Below are 14,368 nucleotides of genomic sequence, written 5' to 3'. Positions count from 1 at the left end.
GTCACCCGTCTTATTTAAAATGATTATATCCCTTTTTCTCTAAGATCATTGATGTTTGATCTGTTTTTAGGATCACTTTAGATTTTGTTTTTTCCCTGACATGGCCAATCTTTGTAATGGGAAGTTGACGTGCTGCGCACTGCTGCTTCAACACTTCCCACTCCTCTTTTGAAACCGTCCCTGTCAGCTCAAAATCCTCACCGCCAAACAAAGCCCATTCTTTCCAGTTAGGATGAAGCTTAGGTAAATCAGAATGAATTGGAAGCATGCTTTCATCAATTTCAATTGAAACACAGCTGGCTTCTGCAATCTCGTTCAGTTCACTAGCCAATCCGTCACTAACATCATTTAAAGCTGCCCGTTTAAGACTCGAGCATAATCTGCCGACACTTACTCTTGGCTCAGGCCGTTTATGCCTGTGGATAAAGTAATCCGTGTCAATAGAAGAATTTTGAGGATGAGTCTCCTCTAATAATAAAGAAAGTCCTGCTGCAGAAGAACCGATTTCACCGGTTACAAACACAATATCATTCGGTTTTGCTAAGCTGCGCAAACAGGCCTGTCCCTTTTCAATTTCACCGATCACAGTGACTGTAACGACTAATTTGTCAGCGGTAGAAACTGTATCGCCGCCAATCAGATCCATATGATATAGTTTCGCCAGTTCATTCATTCCTTCATACATCGCCTTGATTTCAGATTCAGTCCATTTTGAAGGTACCGCAAGTGATACCAGATAAAATTTCGGAATGCCTCCCATCGCGGCAATATCACTTATATTAACGGCTAACGCCTTATACCCGATATCTTCAGGTGAGGAATAGTGTAATTTGAAGTGCACGTCTTCTACCATAGTATCAACACAAACAATTTCCTGAACGCCGTGTTTCGCAGTGTAGAGCGCTGCATCATCACCTATTCCTACATCAACGGAAGAATGGTGAATGGTCCGCGGAGTAATGCTATGTATCAAATCAAATTCATCCATGAACCAAAATCTCCTTTCAACCCTGCTTATGCCTATATGTGCTCTTCCTAGTTTATCGAATTTTGCTGAAATATCCAAGATGTTCCCGATATAAAGAAAGCTTGGCTATGACACCAAGCAGAAGATATAGTAAAAGAAAACACAAAAAAAAACGAAAACATGATCGTTTCGTTTACATTAATGGCGGTCCGGACGGGACTCGAACCCGCGACCTCCTGCGTGACAGGCAGGCATTCTAACCAACTGAACTACCGGACCATATTTGTATAGGATTATTTTGGTTGCACCCTTAGGGCACTCCTTATTTAATCATATATTTGGTTGCGGGGGCAGGATTTGAACCTGCGACCTTCGGGTTATGAGCCCGACGAGCTACCGAACTGCTCCACCCCGCGATGATAAAAGTAATGCTTGGCGGCGTCCTACTCTCACAGGGGGAAACCCCCGACTACCATCGGCGCTGAAGAGCTTAACTTCCGTGTTCGGCATGGGAACGGGTGTGACCTCTTCGCTATCGCCACCAAACAAATTGAGAGTGTTCTCTCAAAACTAGATAACAGGTGTGACATCATTCAAAATATGGTTAAGTCCTCGATCGATTAGTATCTGTCAGCTCCATGTGTCGCCACACTTCCACCTCAGACCTATCAACCTGATCATCTTTCAGGGATCTTACTTCCTTGCGGAATGGGAAATCTCATCTTGAGGGGGGCTTCATGCTTAGATGCTTTCAGCACTTATCCCGTCCGCACATAGCTACCCAGCGATGCCCTTGGCAGAACAACTGGTACACCAGCGGTGCGTCCATCCCGGTCCTCTCGTACTAAGGACAGCTCCTCTCAAATTTCCTGCGCCCGCGACGGATAGGGACCGAACTGTCTCACGACGTTCTGAACCCAGCTCGCGTACCGCTTTAATGGGCGAACAGCCCAACCCTTGGGACCGACTACAGCCCCAGGATGCGATGAGCCGACATCGAGGTGCCAAACCTCCCCGTCGATGTGGACTCTTGGGGGAGATAAGCCTGTTATCCCCGGGGTAGCTTTTATCCGTTGAGCGATGGCCCTTCCATGCGGAACCACCGGATCACTAAGCCCGACTTTCGTCCCTGCTCGACTTGTAGGTCTCGCAGTCAAGCTCCCTTGTGCCTTTACACTCTGCGAATGATTTCCAACCATTCTGAGGGAACCTTTGGGCGCCTCCGTTACCTTTTAGGAGGCGACCGCCCCAGTCAAACTGCCCACCTGACACTGTCTCCCCGCCCGATAAGGGCGGCGGGTTAGAAGGTCAATACAGCCAGGGTAGTATCCCACCGATGCCTCCACCGAAGCTGGCGCTCCGGTTTCCAAGGCTCCTACCTATCCTGTACAAGCTGTACCAACATTCAATATCAGGCTGCAGTAAAGCTCCACGGGGTCTTTCCGTCCTGTCGCGGGTAACCTGCATCTTCACAGGTACTATAATTTCACCGAGTCTCTCGTTGAGACAGTGCCCAGATCGTTGCGCCTTTCGTGCGGGTCGGAACTTACCCGACAAGGAATTTCGCTACCTTAGGACCGTTATAGTTACGGCCGCCGTTTACTGGGGCTTCAATTCGCACCTTCGCTTACGCTAAGCGCTCCTCTTAACCTTCCAGCACCGGGCAGGCGTCAGCCCCTATACTTCGCCTTACGGCTTCGCAGAGACCTGTGTTTTTGCTAAACAGTCGCCTGGGCCTATTCACTGCGGCTCTCTCGGGCTTGCACCCTAACAGAGCACCCCTTCTCCCGAAGTTACGGGGTCATTTTGCCGAGTTCCTTAACGAGAGTTCTCTCGATCACCTTAGGATTCTCTCCTCGCCTACCTGTGTCGGTTTGCGGTACGGGCACCTCTCACCTCGCTAGAGGCTTTTCTTGGCAGTGTGGAATCAGGAACTTCGCTACTATATTTCGCTCGCCATCACAGCTCAGCCTTATGGGAAACGGATTTGCCTATTTCCCAGCCTAACTGCTTGGACGCGGATATCCAATACCGCGCTTACCCTATCCTCCTGCGTCCCCCCATTGCTCAAATGGTGAGGAGGTGGTACAGGAATATCAACCTGTTGTCCATCGCCTACGCCTTTCGGCCTCGGCTTAGGTCCCGACTAACCCTGAGCGGACGAGCCTTCCTCAGGAAACCTTAGGCATTCGGTGGAGGGGATTCTCACCCCTCTTTCGCTACTCATACCGGCATTCTCACTTCTAAGCGCTCCACCAGTCCTTCCGGTCTGGCTTCACAGCCCTTAGAACGCTCTCCTACCACTGTTCGAAGAACAGTCCGCAGCTTCGGTGATACGTTTAGCCCCGGTACATTTTCGGCGCAGAGTCACTCGACCAGTGAGCTATTACGCACTCTTTAAATGGTGGCTGCTTCTAAGCCAACATCCTGGTTGTCTAAGCAACTCCACATCCTTTTCCACTTAACGTATACTTTGGGACCTTAGCTGGCGGTCTGGGCTGTTTCCCTTTCGACTACGGATCTTATCACTCGCAGTCTGACTCCCAAGGATAAGTCATTGGCATTCGGAGTTTGACTGAATTCGGTAACCCGGTAGGGGCCCCTAGTCCAATCAGTGCTCTACCTCCAAGACTCTTACCTTGAGGCTAGCCCTAAAGCTATTTCGGAGAGAACCAGCTATCTCCAGGTTCGATTGGCATTTCACCCCTACCCACACCTCATCCCCGCACTTTTCAACGTGCGTGGGTTCGGGCCTCCATTCAGTGTTACCTGAACTTCACCCTGGACATGGGTAGATCACCTGGTTTCGGGTCTACGACCACGTACTCATGCGCCCTATTCAGACTCGCTTTCGCTGCGGCTCCGCATCTTCTGCTTAACCTTGCACGGGATCGTAACTCGCCGGTTCATTCTACAAAAGGCACGCCATCACCCGTTAACGGGCTCTGACTACTTGTAGGCACACGGTTTCAGGATCTCTTTCACTCCCCTTCCGGGGTGCTTTTCACCTTTCCCTCACGGTACTGGTTCACTATCGGTCACTAGGGAGTATTTAGCCTTGGGAGATGGTCCTCCCGGATTCCGACGGAATTTCACGTGTTCCGCCGTACTCAGGATCCACTCAGGAGAGAACGAAGTTTTGACTACAGGGCTGTTACCTCCTATGGCGGGCCTTTCCAGACCTCTTCATCTACCTCGTTCTTTTGTAACTCCGTACAGAGTGTCCTACAACCCCAAGAGGCAAGCCTCTTGGTTTGGGCTAATCCCGTTTCGCTCGCCGCTACTCAGGGAATCGCATTTGCTTTCTCTTCCTCCGGGTACTTAGATGTTTCAGTTCCCCGGGTCTGCCTTCTCATATCCTATGAATTCAGATATGGATACCACTCCATTACGAGTGGTGGGTTTCCCCATTCGGAAATCTCCGGATCAAAGCTTGCTTACAGCTCCCCGAAGCATATCGGTGTTCGTCCCGTCCTTCATCGGCTCCTAGTGCCAAGGCATCCACCGTGCGCCCTTTCTAACTTAACCGTTAAAAAGAATCACTATGTGATATCTTGTATTACTAATTGAATGTGATGTCTACTGTTATCTAGTTTTCAAAGAACACGTTTCGAAGGAATGATCCTTCAAAACTAAACAAGACAGGGAACGTTCTGTTTATAAGACCCAAGGTCTTATATTCCGTATAATATCCTTAGAAAGGAGGTGATCCAGCCGCACCTTCCGATACGGCTACCTTGTTACGACTTCACCCCAATCATCTGTCCCACCTTCGGCGGCTGGCTCCTAAAAGGTTACCTCACCGACTTCGGGTGTTACAAACTCTCGTGGTGTGACGGGCGGTGTGTACAAGGCCCGGGAACGTATTCACCGCGGCATGCTGATCCGCGATTACTAGCGATTCCAGCTTCACGCAGTCGAGTTGCAGACTGCGATCCGAACTGAGAACAGATTTGTGGGATTGGCTTAACCTCGCGGTTTCGCTGCCCTTTGTTCTGTCCATTGTAGCACGTGTGTAGCCCAGGTCATAAGGGGCATGATGATTTGACGTCATCCCCACCTTCCTCCGGTTTGTCACCGGCAGTCACCTTAGAGTGCCCAACTGAATGCTGGCAACTAAGATCAAGGGTTGCGCTCGTTGCGGGACTTAACCCAACATCTCACGACACGAGCTGACGACAACCATGCACCACCTGTCACTCTGCCCCCGAAGGGGACGTCCTATCTCTAGGATTGTCAGAGGATGTCAAGACCTGGTAAGGTTCTTCGCGTTGCTTCGAATTAAACCACATGCTCCACCGCTTGTGCGGGCCCCCGTCAATTCCTTTGAGTTTCAGTCTTGCGACCGTACTCCCCAGGCGGAGTGCTTAATGCGTTAGCTGCAGCACTAAGGGGCGGAAACCCCCTAACACTTAGCACTCATCGTTTACGGCGTGGACTACCAGGGTATCTAATCCTGTTCGCTCCCCACGCTTTCGCTCCTCAGCGTCAGTTACAGACCAGAGAGTCGCCTTCGCCACTGGTGTTCCTCCACATCTCTACGCATTTCACCGCTACACGTGGAATTCCACTCTCCTCTTCTGCACTCAAGTTCCCCAGTTTCCAATGACCCTCCCCGGTTGAGCCGGGGGCTTTCACATCAGACTTAAGAAACCGCCTGCGAGCCCTTTACGCCCAATAATTCCGGACAACGCTTGCCACCTACGTATTACCGCGGCTGCTGGCACGTAGTTAGCCGTGGCTTTCTGGTTAGGTACCGTCAAGGTACCGCCCTATTCGAACGGTACTTGTTCTTCCCTAACAACAGAGCTTTACGATCCGAAAACCTTCATCACTCACGCGGCGTTGCTCCGTCAGACTTTCGTCCATTGCGGAAGATTCCCTACTGCTGCCTCCCGTAGGAGTCTGGGCCGTGTCTCAGTCCCAGTGTGGCCGATCACCCTCTCAGGTCGGCTACGCATCGTTGCCTTGGTGAGCCGTTACCTCACCAACTAGCTAATGCGCCGCAGGTCCATCTGTAAGTGGTAGCCGAAGCCACCTTTTATGTTTGAACCATGCGGTTCAAACAACCATCCGGTATTAGCCCCGGTTTCCCGGAGTTATCCCAGTCTTACAGGCAGGTTACCCACGTGTTACTCACCCGTCCGCCGCTAACATCAGGGAGCAAGCTCCCATCTGTCCGCTCGACTTGCATGTATTAGGCACGCCGCCAGCGTTCGTCCTGAGCCAGGATCAAACTCTCCGATAAATGGATCACAGGTTAAGTTCACCGCATCCCGCGGTGACACCTGTGTGACCTGCGTCGTGCAGGCCCTAGTTTGACTGACTACGCACATCGCTGTGCGATTTTTAAAAACGAATTTACAGGTACGTTTTGTCTTGTTTAGTTTTCAAAGATCATTCAATAATGGAGCGGGTGATGAGAATCGAACTCACGACATCAGCTTGGAAGGCTGAGGTTTTACCACTAAACTACACCCGCGTGGTATCTTAAATGGCGCGCCCGAGAGGAGTCGAACCCCTAACCTTTTGATCCGTAGTCAAACGCTCTATCCAATTGAGCTACGGGCGCTTATCAAGCGACTTAACTATCATACTATCATTTGATGGTGAAGTCAAGAAGTTTTTTAAAAATGTTTTTTCGAATCTTTTTCAATTCGACTTTTCTTATTATACACATTTTTAAAATCTTGTAAACACCTTAGAAAAACTTTTTTTGTTTTTCGTTTTGTTTCACGCTGTTCATCAGCGACGTTTAATAATATACCATGCCTGTTTTATTTGGTCAACACTTTTTCTGTATTTTTTATTCTCTTCTTTCACCCCTTCTCATGTATATATTTTATCTCATCTTACAAATAATATAAGAAAATCTCTTAAGAAGAAATGAGGCGTGTTATGTATTACTACAAAGAGGAACTGATTAATATCATTAAACCGGACAAACCAGACCCGGCAGCTGCTAAGGTCCTGCAGGAGATATTAGGCGGTCATTACGGAGAAATGCGTACAATGATGCAGTTTTTTTTCCAAAGCTCTAATTTCAGAGGAAAGCAGAAACAGTATCGCGATCTGCTTCGCGGCATTTTTTTAGAGGAAATTGCCCACGTTGAACTGGTTCAAAACACAATCAATGCTTTATTAGATGAATCAGGCGGTGAAGGTGTCGGCAGTCAAGGTGCAGATCAAGCACCACTTAATGAAGCTGTTAAACATGCTAATCCTCATCATTATATTATTGGTGCGCAAAGTTCCCTTCCTGTTGATGCAGGAGGCAATCCGTGGAACGGGTCGTGGGTGTATAACCACGGAAACTTAATTACTGACCTGCTGGATAACCTGCTTCTTGAGTCGACAGGTGTGCTGCAAAAAACAAGAATTTATGAGATGAGCTCTAATCAGACGTTCCGCGAAACACTTGCTTTTCTGATTGTACGCGACAATGCTCACCAGAATGCATTCGCAAAAGCGCTCGAGACATTGGGCGTTGAGTGGGCGAAGCTCCTCCCTGTACCGAATTATGACATTAATAAATATCCTGAGTGCAGAAAGTATGTCGAATTAGGCTACCATAATGCACAGTTTAACTTTAGGTTGGATGAAACGAGAATCAGTGAAATCTATCAAGGGAAATCTCCAAGCCGAAATGGCGGAGAGTTGCAAGTAATAGATCCTCCGGCAGGGTTTCCCGTACCAGTGCTTCCTGAAATACCGAATGAACACAGTCCTGGGTTAGGCGATATGAATGCTTAATCCAGTGGGAAGGTGCTCAAGAAACTTCTTGAGCACCTTCTTATTGTACATTACTGATTCATTCAACGATTGGCGTTAAAGAATCACCATTCCATATTTCTCCCTTGTTGAGTGTCCAGCTGTCATGATATAAAGCTGAAGCACCCTTGTTTACTGCTGGGCTCCATTCATCATTCCATGCCAGAAAGTAAATGGTTTTAGGATATTTTTGTTTTATTGCATTGATGAACAGGCTGTAATCGAAGCTGCCGTTTGCTGTTTGCGGGCCGACTTCTGTAAAAGCAAATGGTTTATTAAGCGTTGTTAGCTGATCGTATCCATTGATCGAGTAGGCATCTTGAAAATACGCATCTAATCCGACAATATCCACGTAAGACGCGCCCGGGTAAAAATCAGTTTTAAAATCTCGGTTGGCGTCGGGAGAGTAAACCCAAATCAAATGATCAAGTCCTCTTGTGTCGGTCATATAATGATAGATTTTCTTGTAGAGCTGTTTATATAGAGAGATTCTTTCATTATCCTTTTGGTTATATGATGTAAGTCCCCACCAAAACCATTCGCCGTTCATTTCATGCAGCGGCCTGAACAGAACAGGCACACCTTGGTTCTTCAGCTCTTGAAGTCCGTCAGCAATTTTGCTGAGCATGGCATTTAGCCGCTTTCCTTCTGCTGTTGAAGAATCTAGTATTTTTTTATACTGATCGTTTGTAATCGGTGTTTTAAAATGCCCTGACTGAAAAGCAGGGTTCGCCAGGTGCAAACTAATTTGCGGAATTCCGCCATTTTTCCAATACGAAATTAAATCACCGTTGCAGCTTACATCTATTGAATCTTCAATTTTAGCTGTTTCAAGCCACCCTCTGGCATAATCGCAGCCGTAAATAGCAGGCGATTGCCCGGTGGCGCTTCGGATTCTATCAGCCTCAGCCATAGAAAATGTGTCATGACTGTAACCTCCGAACGCTCCGGAAAGGACTCTGTTTTCCGTTCGGTTCGGCAGGTGCGCAAGCCAGTTCATCACTGCTTTTGTTGTCTGCTGGGCATTAGGATTCACAGGCGACACAGTATGCGCTTCAATTGGTTTTGCTAAAACAGCAGACGCAAGTAAAAATAAAATGAGCAAAGAGATCGTATGTTTCTTAAACAAATGCAACTCCCCCATTCATTAAGGATGAGATATCATGAATTCACATGTTCCTTCTATTGAAAACTCGCCAAAATGCGCAGGCAAGACAAAGTGTGAGCCTGCATTGCATTCATACTGAATACCATTATTTATGATTCGTCCTGATCCGCTCAGAACACTCCCCAGCAAATAGGTTTGATGTGAAGGAAAAGCAGCTCGGCCGCTAATCTTCCATTTGTACACTGAGAAATAATCTGATTGCACATAAACAATGATCTCAGCGTTACCAACTTCTTTTACTTCCGGTGTATGCACTTTATCGATATGCGGTATCGTTATGACTTCCATGGCTTTTTCTGTATGAAGAGTTCTTTTTTGGCCCTGGTCATTACAGCGGTCATAATCGTATACGCGATACGTTGTATCAGAGTTTTGCTGGATTTCAAGGACAAAGGTTCCCTCACATAAAGCATGGAGTGTACCGCTTGGCACATAAAAGAAATCTCCGGGCTTGATTTTGATTCGCCTCAGCAGCCCGTTCCAATCACCGCTTTCTATTCGTTGTTTGAATTCCTCCTTTGTGCTTGCGTGATGTCCCAAAATCAGTTCGGCGTCATCTTTGCAATCAATGATATACCAGCACTCCGTTTTACCAAGGTCGCCATTTTCATGCAGTTTTGCATAATCATCATCAGGATGGACTTGCACGGAGAGATCCATATTGGCGTCCAGCAGCTTTACCAGCAGCGGAAACACCTTCCTATCTGGAAAACCGAAAATCTCTGGATGATCTTGCCATACTTGATCTAGTGTCTTTCCTGCCAGCGGGCCGTTCTTTACAGCCGACGGGCCATGGGCATGGGCAGAAACGGCCCAGCACTCACCTGTTTTTTGTGAGGGTATTGCGTAGCCAAAAGCGTCACGAAGCTTCGTCCCTCCCCATAGTCTTTCTTTAAAGACAGGCTCTAAAAATAAAGGATGCGTCATGATCGCACCTCCCCGGATGCTGCCTCTGCTTGTAAGGCCTGGTGCGCCAAAACTAGCGTGCCGATGATTCCGGCGTTAGAGCCTAAAAGTGGAGGTACAATATAATCACTTATATCATCTGACAATTCAGAAAAATCTAAGTAGTTGTTCATGATTTTCGGTACATATTGATAGATATAAGAAAACACTTGTTTCTGTTGCATGACGCCGCCGCCAAGAATGATTTTTTTAGGTGCAAGGATCAAAATATACTGAGCCAGTGCTTGGGCAATATAGTACCCTTCCAGTTCCCAGACTTGTGCTATATCTGATAAATCCGCGGCTTTTTTTCCCCAGCGCGCTTCAATGGCGGGACCGGAAGCCAAGCCTTCAAAGCAATCTCCATGATAAGGACACTTCCCTTGGTATGCGTCATCCGGGTGCCTCCGGATATAAATATGGCCCATCTCTGGGTGCGACAGCCCCTGAAGGAGCCTGCCCCCTACAATTGCGCCCGCACCGATGCCAGTACCAATCGTTATATACAGGCAGCTGTCGAGACCCTTCGCTTCACCGAAAAGAAATTCACCCAGCGCCGCAGCGTTGACATCTGTACTAAATCCGACTGGGATTTTCATTTCGTTCTTAACGGTTTGCAAAAAGGGGTAGTGTCTCCAGCCCGCTTTCGGCGTGGCCATAATGGTACCGTATGTTTGACTGGTTTTATCGTTATCAACGGGACCAAAGGAACCGATGCCGATTGCCTGTAATGAAAATTGGCGAAAATATTGAATTACTTTCTCTATCGTTTCATCCGGCATCTTTGTGGGGAATTCTATTCGGTCAATGATCGTTCCATCTTCCTTACCGACAGCACAAACAATCTTTGTGCCGCCTGCTTCAATACCGCCAAGCATGCAGATGGCCTCCTTGTTGTCTCCGCAATCAGCGCCGTATGTTTACAGAAGTCACAACAAACTTGTCATGCCGATGACGTGAAAAGGAATATTCAAATGGAATGCCGTTATCTAAGAAGCCCACATGTTCCACTTCAAGAATTGGATCATCCTGTTTACAGCCCAGATGCTGCTGGTCAATATGATCAGATTTGCAGGCTCTGATTTTCCGATGCGTTCCGGCGATTTTGAGCTGCAGCACATTTGTAATATGATTGTAGATCGAATCATGAAGGACATCGTCATTAATGCCCGGTATTAAATGAGTCGGCATATATGTTTTTTCTAATACATAGGGTTCACCTTCTACAATTCGCAGCCGAACGACATAATAAACCGGTGTTTTCTGATCAATAGACAAATGGGCGGCCACTTCCTCAGTGGGAAATTGCACTTCAAACTGAATGACCTTGCTTTGGATTTTTTTATCTTTCAGCAAGTTGGTCAATCCGAGAATCTCATTGCTGACTACATGTACATGGTCATCCTGTATTGCAGATTGAATAATAAACGTGCCATGGCCTCGTTTTCTAAACAACAGACCCTCGGCAACTAAATTATCCAAGGCTCTCTTCATCGTCATGCGGCTTGAGTTAAATTCTTTTGCAAGAGATACTTCATCAGGAATGGGCTGATCGATCGGATATACGTTATTTTTAATTCTATTTCTCATTTCATTTGCAATAATTTCGTATTTATTCATTGGCATCCTCCGGCAGCTGTTAGAGTCTGATATCACATAAGCTTTTACGGATATCATAAGTTCTTTTCCCTATTTCATCAATGTTGCGGATTTTCATCATCTCTATTCGTTATGATGATTGCCGGAAGATCTTGACCTTTAGGAAAATCTAAAAACCGCTATGCTCAGCAACTGTTTTGAACCATTTTCCGCTCTTTTTGACGGTTCTTTCTCCGTCTTTCTCAAGATTGACTGATACAAATCCGTATCGGTTTTTATAGGCATTTGTCCAAGACCAGTTGTCCATGAACGTCCATAAGTGATAGCCTTTTACGTTCGAGCCTTCCTGTATGGCGCGGTGAATCCATTTGAGGTGCTCTTTTATAAATTCAATCCGGTAATCATCTTGAATGATGCCTTGTTCATCCCTGAATCGCTCTTCACCTTCAACCCCCATACCGTTTTCAGAGATAAAACACTCGATGTTGCCGTAGTTTTCTTTTAAATTAATCAAAATATCATAAACGCCTTTTTCATAGATCTCCCAGCCGCGATGCGGATTCATTTTGCGGCCCGGCATGACGTAGGAATCAAAATACCTGTCAGGCAAAAAAGGAGCGTCGGGATTCGGAAGATGTTCTTTCGCTTTCACACGTCTCGGCTGGTAATAATTCACTCCCAACAGGTCAACCGTGTTCTTTTTGATGATGTCAAGATCTTCAGCGTTGTAATCTGGCATAAAGCCTTCATGCTTCAAAATGTCAACCAGCTCTTTGGGAAATTCGCCTTTGACAGATGGGTCTAAAAAAGATCTGTTAAAAAACGCGTCTGCGATTTCCCCGGCTTTTACATCCGCCGGATGGCTGCTTCTCGGGTATGAAGGGGTCAAATTTAAGATGATACCGATTTTTCCGTCCTGCTCCATCTCCCTGTAAGCCTGAATGGCGCGGGCACTTGATAACATCGTATGAAATCCAACTTGGACGGCCTCTTTAAAGTCGACCTTGTTTGGATAATGAAAATCATATAAGTAGCCGCCTTCTACGGGAACGATTGGTTCATTATGCGTGAACCATTTTTTCACCCGGCCGCCAAACAAACGGAAGCACGTTCTCGCATAGTTTTCATACGCGTCAACCGTCTCTCTGTTGACCCAGCCGCCGATTTTTTGAAGCGCCATCGGCATATCGAAATGAAACAAATTGACAAATGGTTCAATTCCGTTAGCGATCAACTCATCAATGACATTGTTATAGAAATTTGCGGCTTTATCGTTGATCTCGCCCGTTCCGTTTGGTATTAAACGTGACCAGGAAATCGACATCCGGAACGAGTTGTGGCCAAGCTCCTTCATCAGCCTGATATCTTCTTTATAGTTGTCGTAAAATTGGGATGTGTCTGCGGGTCCGACATGATCAAAAAAACGATGCGGTTCTTTTTCAAACCAATAATCCCATATATTCTGGCCTTTTCCGTCTCTGTCGGCGGCACCCTCCGTTTGTGTTGCTGAAGCGGATGATCCCCACCAAAAACCCTTTGGAAAACGATATTGTTCTGTTTGTGCCAAGTCTCTCTCCCCTTATGTCACATTTTTATGCTGTTATCATTTTGCTGAGCAGCTGTCTCCTGCACAGCCTGTTCTTTTTCTTTTGCCAGATTTAATTTATCCATTGCTTTTAGGAACGGAAACCAGATCACGAAGACAATCAGCAGATTGATAAGCTGCATCACGCCCCCCATGATTGAGTTCGTCGCCATGATACCATTAATGAATAATGGAACCGTCCACGGCACTGTCACACCAGTCGGAGGCGGAACGAGCCCTGCTGACATAGCCAGATAGGTGACGAGCGTAACAACCATCGGTGCCAGCACCCAAGGCACAATAATGATCGGATTCATGACAATCGGAAGCCCGAAGATAATCGGTTCGTTGACGTTAAAAATACCGGGAGCGAGGCCAAGTTTTGATACTTGCTTCATCTGCCTGCTTTTCATGAATATGAGAATGGTAAACACAATCGCAAGCGTCATCCCGGTTCCGCCCATCCCTACTGTATAAATCTCCATAAACGGTTTTGAAATAATATGAGGGATTTCTTTTCCCGCCGTGTAAGCAGAAAGGTTTTCTACCTGCAGTGTATTCCAAATCGGGTCCATCACGGAGTTGATAATGATCTGTCCATGCAGTCCGAAAAACCAAAGAATTTGAATGAAAAACACGGCAATAAGCGTTGGAATGATACCGCTTCCAAGTCCGACAAGCGGAGCCTGAATTGCGTGATAAATGACGTCGTGCATATTTGTTTTAAAAAACAGAGTCACCATTACGTTAATCAGCAAAAATACGGTCAATGTGATAAAAGCCGGAATAAGTGCGGCGAATGATTTTGCTACAGCAGGCGGAACGCCGGCTGGCATTTTGATTGTCAGGTTTTTTTGAACGATTCTTCTGTAGATTTCTCCAGAAAGAAATGCCGTAATCATCCCAAGAAACATCCCTTTTGCACCGAGACGATCTACCGGGATAACCCCTGTAATGGCATCTCCTGTTTCTGGCTGAATGATAAATGGCGTTAAGAGCAAAAAGGAAACCAAAGCGATCGCTCCGCCAAATACAGCTTCGACCTGATAGCTTTTTGACAGGTAATAGCCTATCCCGAACACAACAAAGACAGACATAATGCCCATTGTCGCCGTGGAGGCAATGCCGAAATGAGACTGAAACGACGTAAGCATTGAGGCGTTCATGATTTTGTTTAGAAACGGCAAATTCGTTAACACGACAAAAATGGACCCGAATATCGTCAGCGGGAAAGCCAGCATAAATGCATCACGCAGTACTTGCAAATAGCGGTTATTGTTTAACCTCCCTGCAATTGGAACAAGGAATTGGCTGATTTTCTCGAACACCCTAT

General features: G+C 46.7%; 8 protein-coding genes, 4 tRNA genes and 3 rRNA genes. 1 reads left to right on the top strand and 14 read right to left on the bottom strand.

The window, feature by feature from the left end:
• Positions 1–10: 10 nt before the first annotated feature.
• The 8 genes from thiL to M1D65_RS03175 all read right to left on the bottom strand — a co-directional run bounded on the left by thiL (position 11) and on the right by M1D65_RS03175 (position 6,539).
• A complete protein-coding gene (thiL, locus tag M1D65_RS03210) occupies positions 11–988 on the bottom strand; it encodes a thiamine-phosphate kinase (RefSeq protein ID WP_077671586.1) in 978 nt (325 codons plus the stop codon).
• Between the two features lie 181 nt (positions 989–1,169).
• Positions 1,170–1,246 (bottom strand) — tRNA-Asp (locus M1D65_RS03205).
• A 60-nt stretch (positions 1,247–1,306) separates the two neighbouring features.
• A tRNA-Met gene (locus M1D65_RS03200) sits at positions 1,307–1,383 on the bottom strand.
• Between the two features lie 14 nt (positions 1,384–1,397).
• Positions 1,398–1,513 (bottom strand): 5S ribosomal RNA (rrf, locus tag M1D65_RS03195).
• 54 nt (positions 1,514–1,567) lie between these two features.
• Positions 1,568–4,495: ribosomal RNA gene (locus M1D65_RS03190) — 23S ribosomal RNA — on the bottom strand.
• Between the two features lie 170 nt (positions 4,496–4,665).
• Positions 4,666–6,215: ribosomal RNA gene (locus M1D65_RS03185) — 16S ribosomal RNA — on the bottom strand.
• The 16S, 23S and 5S rRNA genes sit together here with 4 tRNA genes alongside, the layout of an rRNA operon.
• Before the next feature lie 160 nt (positions 6,216–6,375).
• A tRNA-Gly gene (locus M1D65_RS03180) sits at positions 6,376–6,449 on the bottom strand.
• Positions 6,450–6,462: 13 nt separating this feature from the next.
• Positions 6,463–6,539, bottom strand: a tRNA-Arg gene (locus M1D65_RS03175).
• A 326-nt stretch (positions 6,540–6,865) separates the two neighbouring features.
• On the opposite strand from M1D65_RS03175, the gene M1D65_RS03170 reads away from it, so the two are divergent.
• A complete protein-coding gene (locus M1D65_RS03170) occupies positions 6,866–7,720 on the top strand; it encodes a manganese catalase family protein (RefSeq protein WP_014475997.1) in 855 nt (284 codons plus the stop codon).
• A gap of 58 nt (positions 7,721–7,778) precedes the next feature.
• Here M1D65_RS03170 and gmuG read toward each other — a convergent pair whose 3' ends face one another.
• From gmuG to celB, 6 genes are all read right to left on the bottom strand, one after another.
• Positions 7,779–8,867, bottom strand: coding sequence for a mannan endo-1,4-beta-mannosidase (gene gmuG / locus M1D65_RS03165; RefSeq protein ID WP_456270765.1), 1,089 nt, complete (start codon positions 8,865–8,867; stop codon positions 7,779–7,781).
• Between the two features lie 18 nt (positions 8,868–8,885).
• On the bottom strand, positions 8,886–9,833 hold the full coding sequence (gene manA / locus M1D65_RS03160) for a mannose-6-phosphate isomerase, class I (RefSeq protein WP_456270764.1): 948 nt from the start codon (positions 9,831–9,833) through the stop codon (positions 8,886–8,888).
• Positions 9,830–10,729: a fructokinase GmuE gene (gmuE, locus tag M1D65_RS03155; RefSeq protein ID WP_120027839.1), complete on the bottom strand. Its 900-nt coding sequence runs from the start codon at positions 10,727–10,729 to the stop codon at positions 9,830–9,832. Before gmuE ends, manA begins: the two co-directional genes overlap by 4 nt.
• Before the next feature lie 28 nt (positions 10,730–10,757).
• Complete coding sequence (gmuR, locus tag M1D65_RS03150) at positions 10,758–11,471, bottom strand: transcriptional regulator GmuR (RefSeq protein WP_144453520.1); 714 nt, start codon at positions 11,469–11,471, stop codon at positions 10,758–10,760.
• Positions 11,472–11,619: 148 nt separating this feature from the next.
• Positions 11,620–13,017 (bottom strand): 6-phospho-beta-glucosidase GmuD, encoded by a 1,398-nt coding sequence (gmuD, locus tag M1D65_RS03145; RefSeq protein ID WP_456270763.1) that lies wholly within the window; start codon positions 13,015–13,017, stop codon positions 11,620–11,622.
• A 17-nt stretch (positions 13,018–13,034) separates the two neighbouring features.
• A complete protein-coding gene (gene celB / locus M1D65_RS03140) occupies positions 13,035–14,363 on the bottom strand; it encodes a PTS cellobiose transporter subunit IIC (RefSeq protein WP_003244271.1) in 1,329 nt (442 codons plus the stop codon).
• Between the last annotated feature and the right edge of the window lie 5 nt (positions 14,364–14,368).

This window comes from Bacillus sp. JZ39 (assembly GCF_053903145.1).
This window is presented reverse-complemented; position numbering and strand designations above follow the sequence as displayed.

What these genes read in the sequence shown, in the direction of transcription:
- manA (WP_456270764.1), bottom strand. Translation starts at nt 9,833, where the DNA reads ATGACGCATCCTTTATTTTTAGAGCCTGTCTTTAAAGAAAGACTATGG.
- thiL (WP_077671586.1), bottom strand. Translation starts at nt 988, where the DNA reads ATGGATGAATTTGATTTGATACATAGCATTACTCCGCGGACCATTCAC.
- M1D65_RS03170 (WP_014475997.1), top strand. Translation starts at nt 6,866, where the DNA reads ATGTATTACTACAAAGAGGAACTGATTAATATCATTAAACCGGACAAA.
- gmuE (WP_120027839.1), bottom strand. Translation starts at nt 10,729, where the DNA reads ATGCTTGGCGGTATTGAAGCAGGCGGCACAAAGATTGTTTGTGCTGTC.
- gmuR (WP_144453520.1), bottom strand. Translation starts at nt 11,471, where the DNA reads ATGAATAAATACGAAATTATTGCAAATGAAATGAGAAATAGAATTAAA.